Below are 16,480 nucleotides of genomic sequence, written 5' to 3'. Positions count from 1 at the left end.
GCCGGGACCCCGTTGCCACGCTTGCGCATCCGCGCCGCACCGGTTCGCGTTCCGGCCCGGCGCGGCGCGGCGCCGCTACATGCGACGACTACTTCTTCAGCTTGGCAAACAGGTTTTTCGGTACCGGCTTGCCGTTGGCCTGGTAGGTGGCGCGCAGATACTCGTAGGCCTCGGCCTCCGAGATATTGCCGTCGTGGCTGGTGTCGATCTTGTCGAACTCCGCGGCACGCGTGAGCGCCACCGCCAGGAACTCGGCGCGCGAGACCAGGCCGTTCTTGTCGGTATCGGTGCGCGAGAACGAGGCATCGCCGCACTTGCCTTCGCCGCATTTACCTTCACCGCACTTGCCTTCGGCTTGCGCACCCTTGCTGGCGCCGCGCGACACGCGCGTCGTTTCGGCACCGCACTTGCCCTCCCCGCACTTGCCTTCGGCCTGGGCACCCTTGCTGGCGCCGCGCGGTGCACGCTTCGTTTCGGCACCGCACTTGCCTTCGCCGCATTTGCCCTCAGCGGCCTTGCCGTCGGCCGCGGCGACCAGATAGCCCTGCGCCAGCGGTTGCACGGCGAAGACCGGTCCGTTCAGCAGCACGCTGCCTGCCAGCGCGGCACCAAGCAGGCCGAGCGTCGTCTTGCGGGAGGAATGAGCATATGACATGGTGGATCTCCTGAATCAATGCACGCGGACGTGCGGGTCTGTGCCACGGGATGTGGCGAACAAAATCGGTTCGATTGGGGTGATGCTGTGTATGGCGGGCTTTGCGTATCGAAGCGCCCCATATCGATCGGCGGGATGGGGAGACCGTCAGCGCCGGGCCCGGCACAGCACGGCCAGCGCGATGCCGATGGCGATCAGCGCGCCACCGGCCCACGGCAGCAGCAGCGCAATCGGCAGCCCGAGCAGGATCAGCAGGGCGGACCAGACGGCATGGCCGGCATCGATCGTCGCGACGGCCGGCAGCGCTTGACCATGCGTCCACCGGTGCATCAGCAAGCCGTCCAGGCTCAGCGGGCCGGCTCCGCGCAGCAGCAACGGCAGCAACATGACCAGATACAGCAGCGGCAGCTTGAAGTTGCCATAGCCGTTGTCGGTGACGGCGTAGCCCTGCCACAGCTCGGCGAGGCTTGCCCACTCCGTCGGCCAATGCACGGCATAGGTGGCGACCACGGTCAGCACGATCAGCGCGTAGGCGACGAACCGCGTGCCCAGGCCCAGCAGCAGTGCGGCGGCGCCCAGCAGTTCGAGCCAGGTCGCCAGCGTCCAGTTGAGATTGGCGCTCAGCAGCGAGAACGGCGGCGGGAACTGCCCGGCAAGCTGGTCGAACCAGTTTTCTCCCAGCAGCTTTTCGCGGCCCGACTCGAAGAACTCCCAGGCGAGGATCGCTCGCAGGCCCAGCGGCGCGAGCCAGTGGCCGGCCGCATCGATGCGGGTCATCAGAGGGGTGGGAATAGGCCGGTCTTGCACAGTGCGCTCCTTGAAATGGCGTCGTGGATTCGATGTCGCTATTTCAGGGTGGGTGTGTATCGCCGATGTGTTTGTCGCAGCGCGGGATTGTCACGAAGTTGCATCGCAAGCCGTGCCAGATACAGTGCAATACAAAGCGCGGGCCTTCCCTACAGCTCGCGCGCATGCACCCTGGTGCCGTTGCGCTTGCCGAGCTCAAAAAAAACCGGATCGGCCTGCCAGGCGACAGGTCGATCCGGATCGGGCACCGCAGGACGCAGCCAGCGCCGCCGCTATGGTGCGAAGCGCGTGAACACGTAATCGCGGTCCTTGACGCGGGCCGCATGGCAGGCGAAGCAGGTCTGATGCTGGGCCGCGTCCACCGCCACGCCGTTGACGAAGCGCCCGAAGCCCCAGCCTCCGGTCGACGCATACCGGCGCGAGTCCTTGACCATCACCTGTACCGTGGTCGGCTGTCCCGGTATCGTCGCGGGTTCGAAATCGGGCGATGGCTTGCGCTTGTAGGCCAGCTTGACCAGCACGGCCCCGTCGGGAAAGCGCTTCGCGGACCGTTCGATGGCCTCCATCGCTTCCGGATTGCCGAGCACCACGCGCAATTCATCGAGCGGAGCCGCCTCCTGGGCCGGCGCGATCAGCTGCCATTTTCGGTAGCCCGGCGGGATCGTCACGCCGTAGATCGGCGATGCAGAGGGCCTGGCGCTCTGCTGCCCGGTGGACGGCTGCGGGGCCGGCTGTTGCCTGGGCACCGTTTCGCTTGCGCCGTGGACCGGTGGCTGCGCCAGTGCATGCTGGCCCAGGGCGGCGCAGGCCAGCAGCGCGAGGGCGCGGAAAGCCGCTGCGATTCGGAGTCGTTGCATGCACGTCTCCCCGGCTCAAAGCTTGACAACCTGCAGCACCGCGTCGGCGAACGCGCGCGGCGCTTCCTGCGGCAGGTTGTGGCCGATGCCGCCACCAACGTCCCGATGTTGATATTTGCCGGTGAACATGCCGGCGTACGCGGCGGGCTTCGGATGCGGCGCACCGTTGGCGTCGCCTTCCATCGTGATGGTCGGCACCGAGATCTTCGGCGCGGCCGCCAGGCGCTTCTCCAGCGCATCGAATTGCGGCTCGCCCTGGACCAGGCCGAGGCGCCAGCGGTAGTTGTGGATCACGATGGCGACGTGATCGGGGTTGTCGAACGACTGCGCCGACCGGCGGTACGTCGCGTCATCGAACTTCCACTGCGGCGAGGCCAGTTGCCAGATCAGCCGGTTGAAGCCGTCGAGGTTGGCCGCGTAGCCGGCGGCGCCGCGTTCGGTGGCGAAGTAGAACTGGTACCACCATTGCAGCTCGGCCTCCGGCGGCAAGGGCTTGCGGTTGGCTTCCTGGCTGCCGATCAGATAGCCGCTGACCGACACCAGCCCGAGGCAGCGCTCCGGCCACAGCGCGGCGACGATATCGGCGGTACGGGCGCCCCAGTCGAAGCCGGCGATGATGGCCTTGTCGATCTTCAGCGCATCCATCAGCGCGATGACATCGACCGCGAGCGCGGCCTGCTGGCCGTTGCGCGGCGTGTCAGCCGACAGGAAGCGGGTCGAGCCGTAGCCGCGCAGGTAGGGCATGATCACGCGATAACCGGCCTTCGCCAGCACCGGCGCGACGTCGACGAAGCTGTAGATGTCGTAGGGCCAGCCGTGCAGCAGGATCGCGACCGGGCCGTTGGCCGGACCGGCCTCGGCATAGCCGATGTTCAGCGTGCCGGCGTCGATCTGGCGAATCGCGCCAAGCGAAGCGCTGCCGGGGGACTGGCCCGCAACGGCGGCGGCTTGCCGTGCCGGCCCCGCGTGGGCCACGCTGCCCAGGCCCAGCTCCAGCAGGCCGATACTGGCCAGCGCCGTGGTCGAGCCCAGCAGGCGGCGGCGTTGTGCGTTCACGGTGTTTGACATGGTCGTTTCTCCGATCAGGTGGGTGAGAAACGCCAGTAGACCGCCGCGCGGTATCGGCGACGTGTCGGCAACCGGCCCGCCGCGCATCGCCGTGTATCGCCCCGCTGCGTCGATACACGGCGATACAAACCCGCTGCTTGACGGCGGAATCGTCAGACCGCGCAGGGCTTAGCGGAGGGCCTGGCGGAGGGCGGTGCCATCGCCCGGCGTCGCGCCGGAGAATCCGGCCTCCCGCGCCACCTCGGCATCGACCAGCCCGATGCTGCGCCAAATCTGCTGCGCCTGCTCGCGTACCGCGGACTGTCGCGCCCGCACGCCGGCGATCCCCGCCATCGCGTCGCGCAAGGCCTGCGTGCCGGTGTCGTACAGCGCCTCGCGGATGTCCAGCAGCTTGCGGCACACGGTCCAGGCTCTCAGGCCGGCCCGCTGCAGCGCGTCCCCGAGGCGATGCAGTTGCGGCTCGGTCAGGCGAGCTCCGGCACGCGTCAACAGTTCGTCCAGGCGGGCCGCGATTGCCGCGGGAAACGCCTCGCGCTCGCGCTGCCGCGCCACGGTGCGCAGGTTGTGTACCAGCGAACCGACCGCGGCATCGATCTGCCCGGCTTCGCTGCCGCGGTCGAGCAGCAGTTCCGTCAGCGTCTTTGCGGCGATCGGTTGCGAGCCGTGCTTGCGTGCGTTGCCGGTGGGACTCGGCGCGGTGTCGGCGGCCTCGTCCGGCCCGGTGTCATGGGACAGGCTCGACCGCGGTGCCTGCCGCGCGATGCCAAGCTGCGCGCAGATCAGGACCAGCGCGGTGTCTCGCTCGCGCAAGCGCAGTGCATCGGCATGCCGCGCCATCACCGCCCCGGTCAGCCTTCCAGCCTCCAACGCCTCGCACAGCGCTGCGGCGGCGTCGACCCATTGCGCCGCCAGGGCGTGCGTGACCGCGGGATCGCCATCGGCCATCTCGAAACGGCACAGCGCCTCGATCGAGCGGCGGAACATGTCGAAGGCGTTGGCGGCATGGCAGCCACCGGCGACGAACTGGCGATCGCGCGGGCGCCGGCTGACCCAGTCGTCACGCAGTCGCGCCAGGTCGAGGACGCCCTTGCCGTCGCGAACCTTTGCCAGCGCGCGGTGCAGCTGCGTCAGCACGTGCCGGATGCCGGCCGGCGGAACGATCCCATCCGGCTCGAACGCACGCAATGCTTCCCTGGCTTTCGTCTCGATCATGTCCTTCGCCAGGATCGCGTCCGTATCGCCCGCCGCGTGGGCGTTGCCGGCTGCCTGGCACCAGCTCACCATCGCCCGCAGGGTGTCCCTGGAGCAGCCGCGGCAAAATGCCTCGAGCGCGTCCGGCGCCAATGGCGCCAGGCTTTCGACGATCGACTTCGTGGTGTCCCGTTCCGACCACGGCGGTGGCGTGGAAACGTAGGTGATCCGAGGCGACGGGTGGGCGCGGGCCCGTTCCGTACGCGGGCCGCGCCAGAAGAACAACGTGCGAACAAGCCGCGACCAGAGGCTGGTTCGCGGGCTCGGGGTATCCCGCGTCAAGCGTACGGATGCGGCGGCTGCGGGCCGCGGCTTGTACCTGACGCCCAGGCACTGGCCGATGTATCTGAATACGACTGGCAACAACATCCGATCCCTCATACACAAATCAGTTTAAAAAATGCTCCGCGCGGCATAGGCCGATGCCGCGTCGTTTCCACATGTCCTGGCATTGGGCTTGGGGTCAGGCTCGGACCCAATCGAGCTGCAAGCCGGTGCCGCCGTCAGGCGCGGGGTCGGTTGCAAAGAGTTGCCGGAACAGGTCGGCCGCCGCGGCGACCTCGGCCGCTTGTCCGGATGCCGGCGACGCGGCGGCTTTGCGCTTCGCCGCGGACTCCGCTTGCGGCGGCATGCGCACGGTCAGCAAGGCAGCCAGACCGTCGTAGGCCAAGACCCAGTCGCGCAGCAGCCGGCGCTGCGCGGCGAGCGCGCTGGCGGCGCGGGAGGTGCCCTCGTCCTGCGGCAGGTTGGCCCGCGCGGAGCGATCCACCATGGTGCGCAATGCGACCAGCGTTGGCGTCGTGATCCACCGATGCAGACTGGCAATGTCGCTCGGGTTCGACGCAGTGAGCCGCGTCGCCAGCGCGTCCTGCAACAGACCGTCCCGCGCGGCCTCCGAGGCCTGCCGGTCCAATGCGCCGCCCGCGGACGGCGCGCTTTCGACGAGCTTGCGTGCGCAGGCGCCGAGCGCAGCCAGTTCGGCGAGAAGGACCGCATCGTCGGCGTGCCGGTTCGCGTCGGCCGCACAGTGCCTGGCATGCCGGCAAAGCCTGTCGAGCGTGTTCGCTGCCACGCTCGACAGCGTACTGCCCGCGTGCAGCATCGGAGCCAGTTCCGGGCCGAGTCCCGGGCACTGGCGCAGAGCGATCCGCTGCGCGGGGCTCAGCCCGTGACCGCCCTCGAGCGCCAGCCGGTATAACGCCGCGCGCAGTGCGGGCGGGAAGGGATCGGCAGCCGACGTTGGCTCGCAGGTGCGGGCCAGCATTTGCAGATGCGCCAGCAGGAGGTCGACCTGGTGGACCGCGGCCTGACGATCCGGCAGGCGGTCGCTGTTGATCATCGCGACAAGGTCCCATGGAGGGCCGCCGACGATTGCGCGAAGCGCGGCGTCGGCCCGTTCCCGCATCGACGCATGCTCGCGGCCGTAGGGCGTCGCCTCCAGCGCGCCGATCAGTGCTTCGACCGCGCGCTGCAGCGTGGGGACGTCCGCGTCTGCCGATGCCCCGCTCCGCAGGCGATCGCGCAGCGCATGCGCCTGTGCGATGGCGCTGCTGCCCTGTGCCGAAGCGGCAAGCGGGCTTGACGAGGCGAGCGGGCCGGCGGGCCTGCCATCGGCCAGCAGCTCGTCGAGCAGCGCAATCGCAGCGGCGCGATCGCCGGGCAGGCCCGTGGCGAGACGTTCGGCGAGCGGCACGCCGGTGCGCCGGCGCAGCAAGCCCAGTGCCGCGTCGACATGGCTGGCGGGATCGGGTGCATCGAGCGGGACGCGCGTCAGCACGGGTTCGGCTGTCAGCGGCGGCTGGAGCAGCGCCAGCGCGGCACATGGATGCATTGGGTCCAGCGCGGGATCGGCGCGTCGGCCATCAGGGTGGAATTGCCCGGGTTCGGAACGCAACAACGGCTGACCGGGCGGACGGCCGAGGGAGAAGAAGGAAGATGGAAACACGATGACGGTCGCCTCGGCGGTCGAGCGGAAAGGCGCAATCTAGCGCTCCCGCGCGGGCCTGCTGTCGAAGCGGATCCGACGCTGTAGAAACTCGCCGACGTACCGCGATCCATGTTTCAGAATCTATACGGACAGCCTCGGTGCGCCAATTCGCAGCGCATGTCGGTGCCGCAGCGGACTGGCGTTTGGCATTGAGGCCGGGCGCTGGCGCTCGCCCCTACCGCTGCGCCGTCGCAAGCCGCAGCGCGAGGCCGGCGAAGACCGTGCCGGCGAACCAGTTCAACGCCCGTCGCGCCCGCGGCGAGCGCAGCAGCAAGGTGCCGAACAAACCCGAGAACCAGGCGATCGCGCCGAATACCAGCAGCGTCGCGAGCATGAACACCGCGCCGAACACCGCGATCTGCATGGCGATCGGTCCCTGCGCCGGCGAGACGAATTGCGGCAGGAAGGCGAGGAAGAAGATCGCGACCTTGGGATTGGTGACGTTCATCACCACACCGCGGCGATACATCTGCCAGCCGTCGCCCGCCCGCTCGCCCGCCTGCACCGGCGCATCGACCGGCGCGCGGAACGCCTGCCACGCCAACCACGCCAGATACAGCGCGCCGCAGATCTTCAGCACGGTGAACGCGGTGGCCGACGCAGCGAACAGCGTCGCCAGTCCGAGCGCGACGGCGGTGGTATGGACCAGCAGGCCGGTGCACAGGCCCAGCACCACCGTCAAACCGGCGCGCGGGCCGCGCATGGCCGACTGCAGCAGCACGAAGACGTTGTCGGGACCGGGCGCGAGGCCAAGCAGCACTGCAATGCCGAAGAAGGCGATCAGCGTATCGAGCGTGGGCATCTTGTCTCCTGGGACTGGAAGGCCGGCGGGCCGGCAGCGCGGTCAGACCAGCGGGCGGGATGGATCGGCGCTATCCGCGTTATCCGCGTTATCCCCGTTGTCCGCGTTATCCCCGTTGTCCGCGTTATCCGTGTCATCTGCGGACATCGGCGCGCTCGCCTGGCCGCCGGCCATCACCAGCCGGTTGCGGCCGCCGCGCTTGGCCGCGTACAGCGCGACATCGGCCGCCGCCACCAGCTCCTCGATCAGCGGCGAGTCCGGAACGCGCGACACCGCGCCGACGCTGATGCTGAGGAACGGATGGGACGGATCGGCGCCGACATGCGGCATCTGCAGCGACCGCACCGCCTGCAGCATGCGCATGCCGATGGCGCGGGTACGCTGGGCGTCCGCCTGGTGCAGCACCACGGCGAATTCCTCGCCGCCGACGCGCGCGCAGAAACTGGCGGCCTCGTCCAGCGTCTGCGCCAGCGTGGCGCCGATCGCACGCAGACATTCGTCGCCGCGCAGATGGCCGTAGATGTCGTTGTACTGCTTGAAGAAGTCGACGTCGATCAGCATCAGCCCGAGCGGCGTGCCACGCTCCTGCGCGGCGGCCAGCAGCACACCGGCCTCGCGCTGGAAGAAGCGCCGGTTGAACAGGCCGGTCAGCGGGTCGCGATACAGATCGCCTTCGATGCGCAGCAGCTTGTCGACGGTCTCGTTGAGCCGCACCGCCAGATTGGAGTTCTCCTCCACCAAGGCATGCTCGCGCGTGCGAAACGCGCTGACATCGCGCACGAAGACGATGCGGCCGATGACCCGGTCGTCCAGGTTTCGGACCGGTTCGACCGTCAGCTCGTAGTCCGGGACACCGGCCACATAGGGCCTGGTCGCCATCCATGAAGCGGGCGCCGGGTCGCCGCGCCGCAGCCCCGGCAACATGCGCTGCGCGGTGCGGTTCAGATCGGCGATCCGCTCGCGGTCGTCGACGATGACGCAGCCTTCGCGCAGCGCATCGAACACGCGCAGCCGCGCATAGTGACCGACGTCCCCCAGATGCGGCCGCAGCGCGCACAGCCAGACCAGCAGCGCCATCACCGAGAACGTCGCGGGCGTCAGGTCGCCGCCGAGCGCAGTCGTCCAGCCGCGCAGATAGGCGACGTTGGCAAGCACAGGCAACAGCAGGCCGGCGATCAGCAGCGCCCTGCCGCCCGGCGGCAGCTTGCCGCGCGGGCGCGCCTTCACGAGGAAATACAGGCTCGCCAGCAGCAGTCCGTAGCTGTAGGCGGCCAGCGCCCAATAGGCCGGGCCGTGCGAGAACACGGCGCGCGTATGCAGGCCAACGCCACCGAACCACTGGACCTGCGGCCAGACCAGGCCGTGGCGTTCGTTGGTCAGCACCAGCACCATGCCGGCGACGCCGACCGCCAACGCCAGCGTCATCCAGCCGCGGCCGATCACATGGTCGGGACGCGTCAGCCGCACGACCGACAGCAGCCAGCCCACCGGCACCATCAGGATGCCCGGATACTGGAGCTTGGCCCAGAGGATGCGTTCGGCGACGTTGGGAGCCTGGATTTCCAGCATGCGCCCGGCGCACCAGATGCCGGCGCCGACCGCCAGCAGCAGGAAGGCCCGCACGGTGGGATCGTCGCGCCGCGGCCAACTGGCGATCGCGATCGCGGCGCACACCAGCAGTGCGCCGGCCATCAGCAGAATCAGCAGGGAGATCGCCATCGGGCAGGATTGCAGCATGCATCGCCCGGGCGGGCAACCGCTGCAGCACAGGAGTGGGTATCGGGGTCCGCGGGATGGCGGACCGGAGGCGGCGCCGAACTGCCGGTCGAGATCGACCGGCGGCGGGAATGGAGATCGGGGTGCGGCGTCGCCGCGCTCAACCGGCTGCGGCTTCGGCCGGCAGTGGAGCGGCGGATGCGGATGCGCCGGCCGGCTTGCCCACCGCGGCCAGCAGCATCTGCGCCGCCGCCTCCCAGCGTTCGGGCGAGCGGAACAAGCGTGCCGAGATCAGGCCGCTCTGCAGTGCGCCGAAGATCACCATGGCCAGCTCGGAAGCCGGGATCGGCTGGGCCGGCGCACCTTCGGCACGGGCCTGTTCGATCATGCCGGTCAGCAGGCGTTCGTGCAGCAGGAAGAAGTCCTTCAGCACCGCATGGACCGCCTCCGGCAGGCACTCGGTTTCGGTCGCCAGCATGCCGCACATGCAGATCTGGTCGGGGTCGAGCTTGCGGCGCCAGCCGTTCAGGTAAAGCTCGGCGCGCTCGACCGGGCTCAGCGCCGGGTCGATATGGCTCAGTTCCTCGGCGATCTTTGCCGTGTATTGCTTGGTCGCTTCCAGCGCCAGATCTTCCTTGCAGGGGAAGTAATAGTGGATGCTGGACGTCTTGACGCCGACCAGGTCGGCGAGGTCGCGATAGCTGAAACCATTGAAACCGCGCCGGCGGATCAGGGCGAAGGTGTGGTCGAGCAGTTGCTCGCGGACGGATTGCGCTTTCATGACGCCACTTTATCTACCAACAGATAGGTTAGCAATGAGGGATAGCCCCGGATTGCCGGCATGTCTGCCGTGCTGGCGTCATGCAAGATGCGAGCCCATGCGCGCCTTCAAGCAGGCAACACCTGCGCGATCGCCGTGACGAGCCAACCACTTGCCCCGCACAGCAACAGCCAGCCGGACACAATCAGAACACTGTCGCGAATTCCCATGATCGACTCCTGAAAACAAGCCGGACCGCGGTACGGGGCGGCCCGGCCACGATGATGGCCGCGGGCCGGACGCCCGCCGCGGACTCAGGCGCGGGCGCCGTCGGTGTAGGTATCGACGCTGCGCGCACCGTCGGTGTACGAGTCGAAGCGGCGCGACGGCGAGGCCGACACGCCGGTGCGATCCAGGCCGGCGCTGCGGAAGCTGTCGGTGAACGGATCGGTCTTGCCGACGCGGGCGCCTTCGGTGAACGGGTCGAACTTGCCCGCACGCGCGCCCTCGCTGTAGACGTCGAACTTGCCGGTGCGGGCACCCTCGCTGTACGGGTCGAACTTGCCGGTACGCAGTTCGTACCCGTAGCGGTCGGCCGGCACGCTGCCCGCGGACGCGGCGGTGGCCTGGCCCGCGACGGTTGCGGCGGCCACGGTGGCGATGGCGATCAGGGTCTTGGCGAACTTGGCTTGCATGATGTTTCTCCTGGCTTCGTTGGACCGGCGGGGTTCTCGTTCAGGGTCCCGCGTCAGTCCTGGCAACGGTGACACCGGCGCTTTCCGTGACAGTGATTATCTACTCGTAGATAGACAACCATTGTCAAAAAAATAGCCTCGGCGGCTCGGTAATGCTGCTGGACCTGCAGTGCGTTGAGCATTCAGGGCTTCAACGGACTGCGGCTTCCATGCGTTGCATGTTATCTATCGATAGATAGATAGTCAAGAAAAATATTGTGGCGCCCCCCTGCCAGTCGCATCGAGAGGTGCGCCACGTGAAGCCAAGCTCATAAATTGGCGTGTCCCGCTGCGGCACACCGGACAATCTACCCCGCTCCGCCGCGATCCGACAATCGGGCCGGGCGCGCGGTTGTGGGCGATCCGCGACGGATGCGGTCCGCCGCACATGGCCGACGTGCATTGGCGTCTATATTGGATCGCATGGCCTGAGAGGTTTTTCGACCACAAGGATCATCGAGTCCAGTACGGGAGGTACACCGCCATGCGTTCGCTTGCATCACTGTTCATTGCACCCAGCCCGGAAAAGATCGCCGCCAAGGAGCTGCAGGACATGCGGCTTGCACTGTTCCAGGCCGAACGGCGGCTGCTGGAGGCGCAGATGCAGGTCGACTACTACCGCGACATGGTCGGCTTTCTGGAAGAGGTGGCCAGCGCCGGGGTCGAACAGGTGGTCGACAAACGCCGCGCCAGCGAGGCCGCTGCGGCCGAGCACGCCGAGCACGCCGAGCTGGCCGAGGCCGCCGTTTCGCACACCGTGCCGGTGCCGCCGCAGACGGCCACGCCGCCTTCGCGCATCGCACCCGGGCTGACCACCGTGCCGATCGTCCCCTCGGCAGCCTGATCCCTTGCCTTCAGCGGTGCGCCCCGGGGCGGGTGCGCGCCGCATCTGTGCGATACTCGCAGCCGCGCTGCCTGGCGCCGTTGCATTCGCAAAGTGCGGATGCCGGCGTTTCCCTGAGGGCACCGCACGCCATCCCCTCTCGATGCCGTCCAGTCCCTCCCCAGCGCGCCGTTGACCCTCGCGCCCTGCCATGACCGAAGCCTTCTACGCCGCCCCATCCGCCGCCGACGCCCCCATCGAAATCGAAACCGCACCGGAGCCACGCTTTGCCGTGATCTGGATGCACGGCCTGGGCGCCGATGGCGGCGATTTCGTGCCGGTGGTGCCCGAGCTTGGCTTGCCTCCGAGCGCTGCGGTCCGCTTCGTCTTTCCGCACGCGCCGCTGATTCCGGTGACCTGCAACGGCGGCTATATCATGCGTGCCTGGTACGACATCGTGTCGCTCAGCGACGCGCGCCGCCACGCCGACGAGAGCGGCATCCGCGCGTCGCGGGAAACGATCCGCGCGCTGATCGCCCGCGAGAACGCGCGCGGCATCCCGAGTTCGCACATCGTGCTGGCGGGCTTCTCGCAAGGCGGCGCGATGGCCTATCTGGCCGGACTGACCCATCCCGAGCCGCTGGCCGGCATCATCGCGCTGTCGACCTATCTGGCCTCGCCCGCGCTGCTCGACGCCGAGGCCGCGCCGGCCAACGCCGCCACGCCGATCTTCGCCGCGCATGGCGCGCAGGACGACGTCGTGCCGCTGGCGCTTGGCACGCAGGCGCGCGACCTGTTGCAGCAACGCGGCTATCCGCTGACGTGGCAAACCTATCCGATGCCCCATTCGGTCTGCCTCGAGGAGATCGCCGACATCGGTGTCTGGCTCGGCCAGCGGCTGGCGTCGATCGGCGCCGATTCGGCGGCTTGATACCGTCGCGGTCGCCGTGGCCTGACTGCACCCTTTCCGTTTGTGGGGCGGATTTCGCCCGCCCGTGCCAATCCGATTCGTTTTCCGATGTCAGCGACTCCTTCCGCTCCCCTGCTCGATTTCGATACCCGCAAGGCCCTGCTGTTCGCGCTGGCCGCCGAGCGCCTGTCGGCCTATTACGAGCATGGCAAATGGATGACCGACGCGCAGGGCGCGACGCTGGCCGCGCAATGGCTGTCGCGTTCGCGGCTGCAATTGGCGCTGAGCGAGCGCCGGCTGCTGTCGGAGCTGAGCGATCGGCTGGCACGCCAACTCGCCGAGACGCTGTCGCGCGCGGCCGGGCTGTACGCCGCGCATGAAATGATGGAAGCGCTGGACCCGAACTATCAATCGGCCTTCGCGCACGACATGCTCGACGAATGCGAGCGGCTGCTGCGCGAAAACGGCGTGCAGGACTGAGCCGCCCGGCTCTACCGCCCCGGATTCAATCGGCGAGCTTGCGCAGCGCCTCGTAGGCGGTGGCCAGGTGGTAAGGCGTGGTCGACGGCATCTCGCCGCGCAGCACCGCGTCGTCGGGGCCGATGCATTCGTGCCAGCCGCGCGCATGCAGGAAACGGCCAGGGAAAGCCGCCAACCATCGCGCCAGCGCGGCGCGTCCCTCTTCGTCGCCACGCAGCGCCAGCGCCCGCGCATATTCGGTCTGCGCCCAGATCCGTTGCGTCGCATCGATGATGTGCCCGTCGGCGCCTAGCGCGGCGGCCACGCCCTCGGTCTGCGGTGCCACGCCATGGCGCTGCGCGAAGGCACAGCCGCGCGTCAGCGACTCGCCCAGTTCGCAGGCGCCGAACACCGACGGCGCCATCGCCAGCAGCGAATACCACTCGAACTGGTGGCCCGGCTCGATGCGGTTGTCGGCCGTGCCCAGCGGCAGCTCGGCGACGCAGCCATTGGCCGGATCGACGAAAGTCCGCTGGACCTGCCGCGCGATCTCCCGCAGGCGCTGCACATACCACTGGTCGGCCGTGGCCTCATAGGCTGCCAGATAGGCCTCGGTCAGATGCATCACCGGGTTCTGCAGCACCGCCTCCCGCTCGACGGTGAAGTCGCGCGCCAGCGCGGCGTGGTACAGGCCGTCCGGAATGCCGAATTTCGTTTCGATCAGCGCGACGGTATCGTCCAGCACCGCACGAGCGTCCGCATTGCCGCTGCGGCGCCAGTACGCGGCGCAGGCGAACACGACGAAGGCGTGCGTGTACAGGTCCTTGCCGGTATCGAGCGGCGCGCCGCCGGCGTCGATGCTGTAGTACCAGCCCCCGTCCGGGTCGGCGAACCGCCGGCGCAGCGCGGCGAACAGCGTATCGGCATGCGCGATCCCGTCGGGCTGGCGCGAGAACACGTAGAGCTGCCGCGCGCACGCCATCGCCCGATAGCGCTGCACCGGCAGCGGGCTGGCATCGTGCCCCGCCAGCGCCTCGTAGGGCAAGCCGATCGATTCGTGCCAGCCGGGGCCGGTCCACAGCGGCAGCACCGTGGAGTCGTAGTGCGCCAGCAGCGAGGCGACGGCGGCGCCCAGGTCGGCGGATGTGTTCGAAGCGGCGGAGGAGGAAATGCGGCTCATCGAGACAAGGAGGTCGGCGGCGGGGCACGGGCGGGGGCACGCGCAAGCGCAGAAGATACTGTAAATGCCCACGAAACAAAAGCGGCGGACCGGACGGCGCCCCAGGCCGAAATCCCGCGGCTCAACTGCTACGATGAATCAGGTAGCAAGGGGGGCCCCGCCATGCCGAACACATCCCTGTCCCTGTCCGACCAGCACCGCACCGTGGTGCTGCACGTGATCGAGCTGCAGCCGCAGGCCTACACCTGGCAGATGGTGCTCGAGGAACACTGTGGCAGCGCCGACTGCGACTGCATCATCGAGGCGCACGCGGAGTGGCCCACGCAGGCCGAGGCGCAGGCGGCCGGCTGGGCCGAATGCAATCGGCTGCTGAACGGCCCCCGCGTCGCCACGGAACACTGAGCCGGGGCGCCGGCGCTTGAACGCCGGCCGATATGCACTACGCTGAAGACGTCGGGCCTCCGCCCGACGCGGGTCTGCTGCGCGCTCGCGACCTGGCTTGACGGCACCTTGCCGGCAGGGCGCAGACGCCGTCGGCGTCTCACTGGACCCGATCCGACCGACTCTCACCACGACGGGAGAACCCCACTGGCCACCGGCGCCGCGGCGCACCGGCAAGCGGGGCTGTTCCGCTCGCAGGGAGACCGCCATGGAAAAGCCAGTGATCAGTCCGCGCCGCTTCGTCGAGATGGTCAATGCGCGGCTGCCCAGCCATCCGCTGTACCGCGAAGGCATGCACGTGTACGCGGTACCGCGCCATGCCGAACATCCGCGCAGCCTGGTCTGCGTGGGCCCCAGGGGCACGGTGGGCGTCTGTACCGCGATCGAGACCATCGTGCGCAACGAATACGATGTCGAGCCGGACATCCCGCGCGAGTGGCATCACGACATCCCGCCCTGCGCGCCGAATATCCGCCGCGCCCATCTTCCGGCGCAGGCACGCCAGTCCTGACCGGCACGCCCAGCCCCGCCCGTCAGACCTCCGCCGCCTCGGCCGTCTCGCGGGTTTCCCGGGCGGCCCGGCCCGTGCCGGTATCGTCCTCCGGCGTCAGCTGCATGAAGATCCACGCCGACGCCGACGTAATCAGCCCGACGCAGACGAAGGTGGCATGAAACGCCGGCAGCGGCCCGGCCTGCGCGTGCTCCTGCAATACGCGGTTGAAGGTGCCCAGCAGCGCGCCGGCGGAGGTCACCGCCAGGCTCATCGCCAGCATCTGCACCATCGACAGCAGGCTGTTGCCGCCGCTGGCGCTGGCGCCGCCGAGATCCTTCAGCGTGACCGTATTCATCGCGGTGAACTGGATCGAATTGACGGCGCCGAACAGCGCCAGCTGGCACAGCACCAGGGGCAGCGGCAGCGTCGGCGAAATCAGCCCGAACGAGGCGATCACCAGGCCCACCACGAAGGTATTGGTCACCAGCACGCGGCGATAGCCGTGCCGCTCGATCAGGCGGGTCGCCACGCGCTTGGACAGCATGCCGGCCGCGGTCACGGGCAGCATCATCAGGCCGGCGTACAGCGGCGAGTAGCCAAGACAAACCTGCAGCGTCAGCGGGATCAGGAACGGCATCGCGCCATTGCCGATGCGCGCGAACAGATTGCCCAGCAGGCCCACGCTGAAGCTGTGGATGCGGAACAGCGTCAGCGGAAACAGCGGCTGCGTGCGCCGCGCCGCATGCAGCGCGTAGGCCGTCAGCGCCGCCAGGCTGGCGATCAGCAGCATCAGCACGGTGGCGTGCTCGAAGCCGAAGTCCGCCAGGCCGTCGAGCGCGAAGGAGATCGTCACCATCGCGGTGGCGAGCAAGGCGTAGCCGGCGAGGTCGAAGCGGCCGGTCTCGGCCAGGCGGCTGTCCGGCATATAGCGAAGCGTCGCCAGGCCGCCCAGCAGCCCGACCGGCACGTTGATCAGGAAGATCCAGTGCCACGACAGCGCCTGCGTCAGCCACCCGCCCAGCGTCGGCCCGATCAGCGGGCCGATCATGCCGGGGATGGCGACGAAGCTGAGCGCCTGCAGGAACTGCTCGCGCGGAAAGGTCCGCAGCACCGCCAGCCGCCCGACCGGCAGCAGCATCGCGCCGCCGACGCCCTGCACCACGCGCGCCGCCACCAGGAACGGCAGGCTCTGCGCATAGGCGCACAGCAGCGAGCCCAGCACGAACAGCGCGATCGCCAGCTGGAAGATCCGGCGCGTGCCGAAACGGTCGGCCAGCCAGCCCGACGCCGGGATGATCACCGCCATCGTCAGCGAGTACGCGATGATCACCGACTGCATCCGTAGCGGACTCTCGCCAAGGCTGGCCGCCATCGCCGGCAGCGCGGTATTGACGATGGTGCTGTCCAGCGTCTGCATGAAGAAGCCGACCGCGACGACCCACAACATCACCTTGCGCGTGCGGGCTTCGCTGTCCTGGGTGGGCGTCATGCGGCTGCAATTCCATGGAGACAAGTCAATACAGCACCATACGCCACA

At 68.7% G+C, this 16,480-nt stretch carries 18 protein-coding genes; 6 read left to right on the top strand and 12 right to left on the bottom strand.

The annotated features are described in order from the left end of the window. Positions 1–88: 88 nt before the first annotated feature. From M1D55_RS03135 to M1D55_RS03115, 5 genes are all read right to left on the bottom strand, one after another. Positions 89–655: an HvfA family oxazolone/thioamide-modified RiPP metallophore gene (locus tag M1D55_RS03135; protein WP_456281079.1), complete on the bottom strand. Its 567-nt coding sequence runs from the start codon at positions 653–655 to the stop codon at positions 89–91. Positions 656–802: 147 nt separating this feature from the next. Next, positions 803–1,432, bottom strand: a complete 630-nt coding sequence (locus tag M1D55_RS03130; RefSeq protein WP_064573886.1) for an HvfX family Cu-binding RiPP maturation protein — start codon at positions 1,430–1,432, stop codon at positions 803–805. Between the two features lie 302 nt (positions 1,433–1,734). After that, positions 1,735–2,319, bottom strand: coding sequence for a cytochrome P460 family protein (locus M1D55_RS03125; RefSeq protein ID WP_456281078.1), 585 nt, complete (start codon positions 2,317–2,319; stop codon positions 1,735–1,737). 15 nt (positions 2,320–2,334) lie between these two features. Beyond that, complete coding sequence (locus M1D55_RS03120) at positions 2,335–3,387, bottom strand: alpha/beta fold hydrolase (protein ID WP_456281077.1); 1,053 nt, start codon at positions 3,385–3,387, stop codon at positions 2,335–2,337. A 168-nt stretch (positions 3,388–3,555) separates the two neighbouring features. Then, on the bottom strand, positions 3,556–4,599 hold the full coding sequence (locus tag M1D55_RS03115; RefSeq protein WP_456281076.1) for a hypothetical protein: 1,044 nt from the start codon (positions 4,597–4,599) through the stop codon (positions 3,556–3,558). Here M1D55_RS03115 and M1D55_RS03110 point away from each other — a divergent pair. Beyond that, on the top strand, positions 4,598–4,801 hold the full coding sequence (locus M1D55_RS03110; RefSeq protein WP_456281075.1) for a hypothetical protein: 204 nt from the start codon (positions 4,598–4,600) through the stop codon (positions 4,799–4,801). The genes M1D55_RS03115 and M1D55_RS03110 overlap by 2 nt on opposite strands. A gap of 300 nt (positions 4,802–5,101) precedes the next feature. Here the strand turns inward: M1D55_RS03110 and M1D55_RS03105 are convergent, their stop codons facing one another. The 5 genes from M1D55_RS03105 to M1D55_RS03085 form a co-directional block, all read right to left on the bottom strand. Then, on the bottom strand, positions 5,102–6,583 hold the full coding sequence (locus M1D55_RS03105; protein ID WP_456281074.1) for a hypothetical protein: 1,482 nt from the start codon (positions 6,581–6,583) through the stop codon (positions 5,102–5,104). A 217-nt stretch (positions 6,584–6,800) separates the two neighbouring features. Then, entirely contained in the window at positions 6,801–7,427 is a 627-nt protein-coding gene (locus M1D55_RS03100) for a LysE family translocator (RefSeq protein ID WP_006577703.1), read from the bottom strand. 42 nt (positions 7,428–7,469) lie between these two features. Then, on the bottom strand, positions 7,470–9,146 hold the full coding sequence (locus M1D55_RS03095; protein WP_456281073.1) for a histidine kinase N-terminal 7TM domain-containing protein: 1,677 nt from the start codon (positions 9,144–9,146) through the stop codon (positions 7,470–7,472). 157 nt (positions 9,147–9,303) lie between these two features. Continuing rightward, on the bottom strand, positions 9,304–9,924 hold the full coding sequence (locus M1D55_RS03090; protein ID WP_006577701.1) for a TetR/AcrR family transcriptional regulator: 621 nt from the start codon (positions 9,922–9,924) through the stop codon (positions 9,304–9,306). Between the two features lie 293 nt (positions 9,925–10,217). Beyond that, positions 10,218–10,598, bottom strand: a complete 381-nt coding sequence (locus M1D55_RS03085; RefSeq protein WP_232207032.1) for a hypothetical protein — start codon at positions 10,596–10,598, stop codon at positions 10,218–10,220. Between the two features lie 523 nt (positions 10,599–11,121). Between M1D55_RS03085 and M1D55_RS03080 the strand changes: the two genes are divergently transcribed. From M1D55_RS03080 to M1D55_RS03070, 3 genes are all read left to right on the top strand, one after another. Further along, entirely contained in the window at positions 11,122–11,481 is a 360-nt protein-coding gene (locus M1D55_RS03080) for a hypothetical protein (protein ID WP_456281072.1), read from the top strand. A gap of 190 nt (positions 11,482–11,671) precedes the next feature. Then, complete coding sequence (locus M1D55_RS03075) at positions 11,672–12,391, top strand: alpha/beta hydrolase (protein WP_456281071.1); 720 nt, start codon at positions 11,672–11,674, stop codon at positions 12,389–12,391. Between the two features lie 87 nt (positions 12,392–12,478). Beyond that, positions 12,479–12,850, top strand: a complete 372-nt coding sequence (locus M1D55_RS03070; RefSeq protein ID WP_064573897.1) for a hypothetical protein — start codon at positions 12,479–12,481, stop codon at positions 12,848–12,850. Positions 12,851–12,875: 25 nt separating this feature from the next. On the opposite strand, the gene M1D55_RS03065 is transcribed toward M1D55_RS03070, so the two are convergent. Then, complete coding sequence (locus M1D55_RS03065) at positions 12,876–14,009, bottom strand: AGE family epimerase/isomerase (RefSeq protein WP_456281070.1); 1,134 nt, start codon at positions 14,007–14,009, stop codon at positions 12,876–12,878. 162 nt (positions 14,010–14,171) lie between these two features. On the opposite strand from M1D55_RS03065, the gene M1D55_RS03060 reads away from it, so the two are divergent. After that, positions 14,172–14,411, top strand: coding sequence for a hypothetical protein (locus M1D55_RS03060; protein WP_006577695.1), 240 nt, complete (start codon positions 14,172–14,174; stop codon positions 14,409–14,411). A gap of 247 nt (positions 14,412–14,658) precedes the next feature. Next, complete coding sequence (locus M1D55_RS03055; RefSeq protein ID WP_006577694.1) at positions 14,659–14,961, top strand: hypothetical protein; 303 nt, start codon at positions 14,659–14,661, stop codon at positions 14,959–14,961. A 22-nt stretch (positions 14,962–14,983) separates the two neighbouring features. Here M1D55_RS03055 and mdtD read toward each other — a convergent pair whose 3' ends face one another. Beyond that, the gene (gene mdtD, locus M1D55_RS03050) at positions 14,984–16,432 is read right to left on the bottom strand and encodes a multidrug transporter subunit MdtD (protein ID WP_053823671.1); all 1,449 of its coding nucleotides are present in this window, start codon (positions 16,430–16,432) and stop codon (positions 14,984–14,986) included. Positions 16,433–16,480 lie beyond the last annotated feature (48 nt).

Source organism: Cupriavidus sp. JZ107, from assembly GCF_053903255.1.
This window is presented reverse-complemented; position numbering and strand designations above follow the sequence as displayed.

Coding starts and splice junctions, on each gene's coding strand:
- M1D55_RS03130 (WP_064573886.1), bottom strand. CDS start 1,432: ATGACCCGCATCGATGCGGCCGGCCACTGGCTCGCGCCGCTGGGCCTG.
- M1D55_RS03070 (WP_064573897.1), top strand. CDS start 12,479: ATGTCAGCGACTCCTTCCGCTCCCCTGCTCGATTTCGATACCCGCAAG.
- M1D55_RS03055 (WP_006577694.1), top strand. CDS start 14,659: ATGGAAAAGCCAGTGATCAGTCCGCGCCGCTTCGTCGAGATGGTCAAT.
- M1D55_RS03080 (WP_456281072.1), top strand. CDS start 11,122: ATGCGTTCGCTTGCATCACTGTTCATTGCACCCAGCCCGGAAAAGATC.
- M1D55_RS03090 (WP_006577701.1), bottom strand. CDS start 9,924: ATGAAAGCGCAATCCGTCCGCGAGCAACTGCTCGACCACACCTTCGCC.
- M1D55_RS03115 (WP_456281076.1), bottom strand. CDS start 4,599: ATGATCGAGACGAAAGCCAGGGAAGCATTGCGTGCGTTCGAGCCGGAT.
- M1D55_RS03065 (WP_456281070.1), bottom strand. CDS start 14,009: ATGAGCCGCATTTCCTCCTCCGCCGCTTCGAACACATCCGCCGACCTG.
- M1D55_RS03135 (WP_456281079.1), bottom strand. CDS start 655: ATGTCATATGCTCATTCCTCCCGCAAGACGACGCTCGGCCTGCTTGGT.
- M1D55_RS03100 (WP_006577703.1), bottom strand. CDS start 7,427: ATGCCCACGCTCGATACGCTGATCGCCTTCTTCGGCATTGCAGTGCTG.
- M1D55_RS03085 (WP_232207032.1), bottom strand. CDS start 10,598: ATGCAAGCCAAGTTCGCCAAGACCCTGATCGCCATCGCCACCGTGGCC.
- M1D55_RS03110 (WP_456281075.1), top strand. CDS start 4,598: ATGTCCTTCGCCAGGATCGCGTCCGTATCGCCCGCCGCGTGGGCGTTG.
- M1D55_RS03095 (WP_456281073.1), bottom strand. CDS start 9,146: ATGGCGATCTCCCTGCTGATTCTGCTGATGGCCGGCGCACTGCTGGTG.
- M1D55_RS03120 (WP_456281077.1), bottom strand. CDS start 3,387: ATGTCAAACACCGTGAACGCACAACGCCGCCGCCTGCTGGGCTCGACC.
- mdtD (WP_053823671.1), bottom strand. CDS start 16,432: ATGACGCCCACCCAGGACAGCGAAGCCCGCACGCGCAAGGTGATGTTG.
- M1D55_RS03060 (WP_006577695.1), top strand. CDS start 14,172: ATGCCGAACACATCCCTGTCCCTGTCCGACCAGCACCGCACCGTGGTG.
- M1D55_RS03075 (WP_456281071.1), top strand. CDS start 11,672: ATGACCGAAGCCTTCTACGCCGCCCCATCCGCCGCCGACGCCCCCATC.
- M1D55_RS03125 (WP_456281078.1), bottom strand. CDS start 2,319: ATGCAACGACTCCGAATCGCAGCGGCTTTCCGCGCCCTCGCGCTGCTG.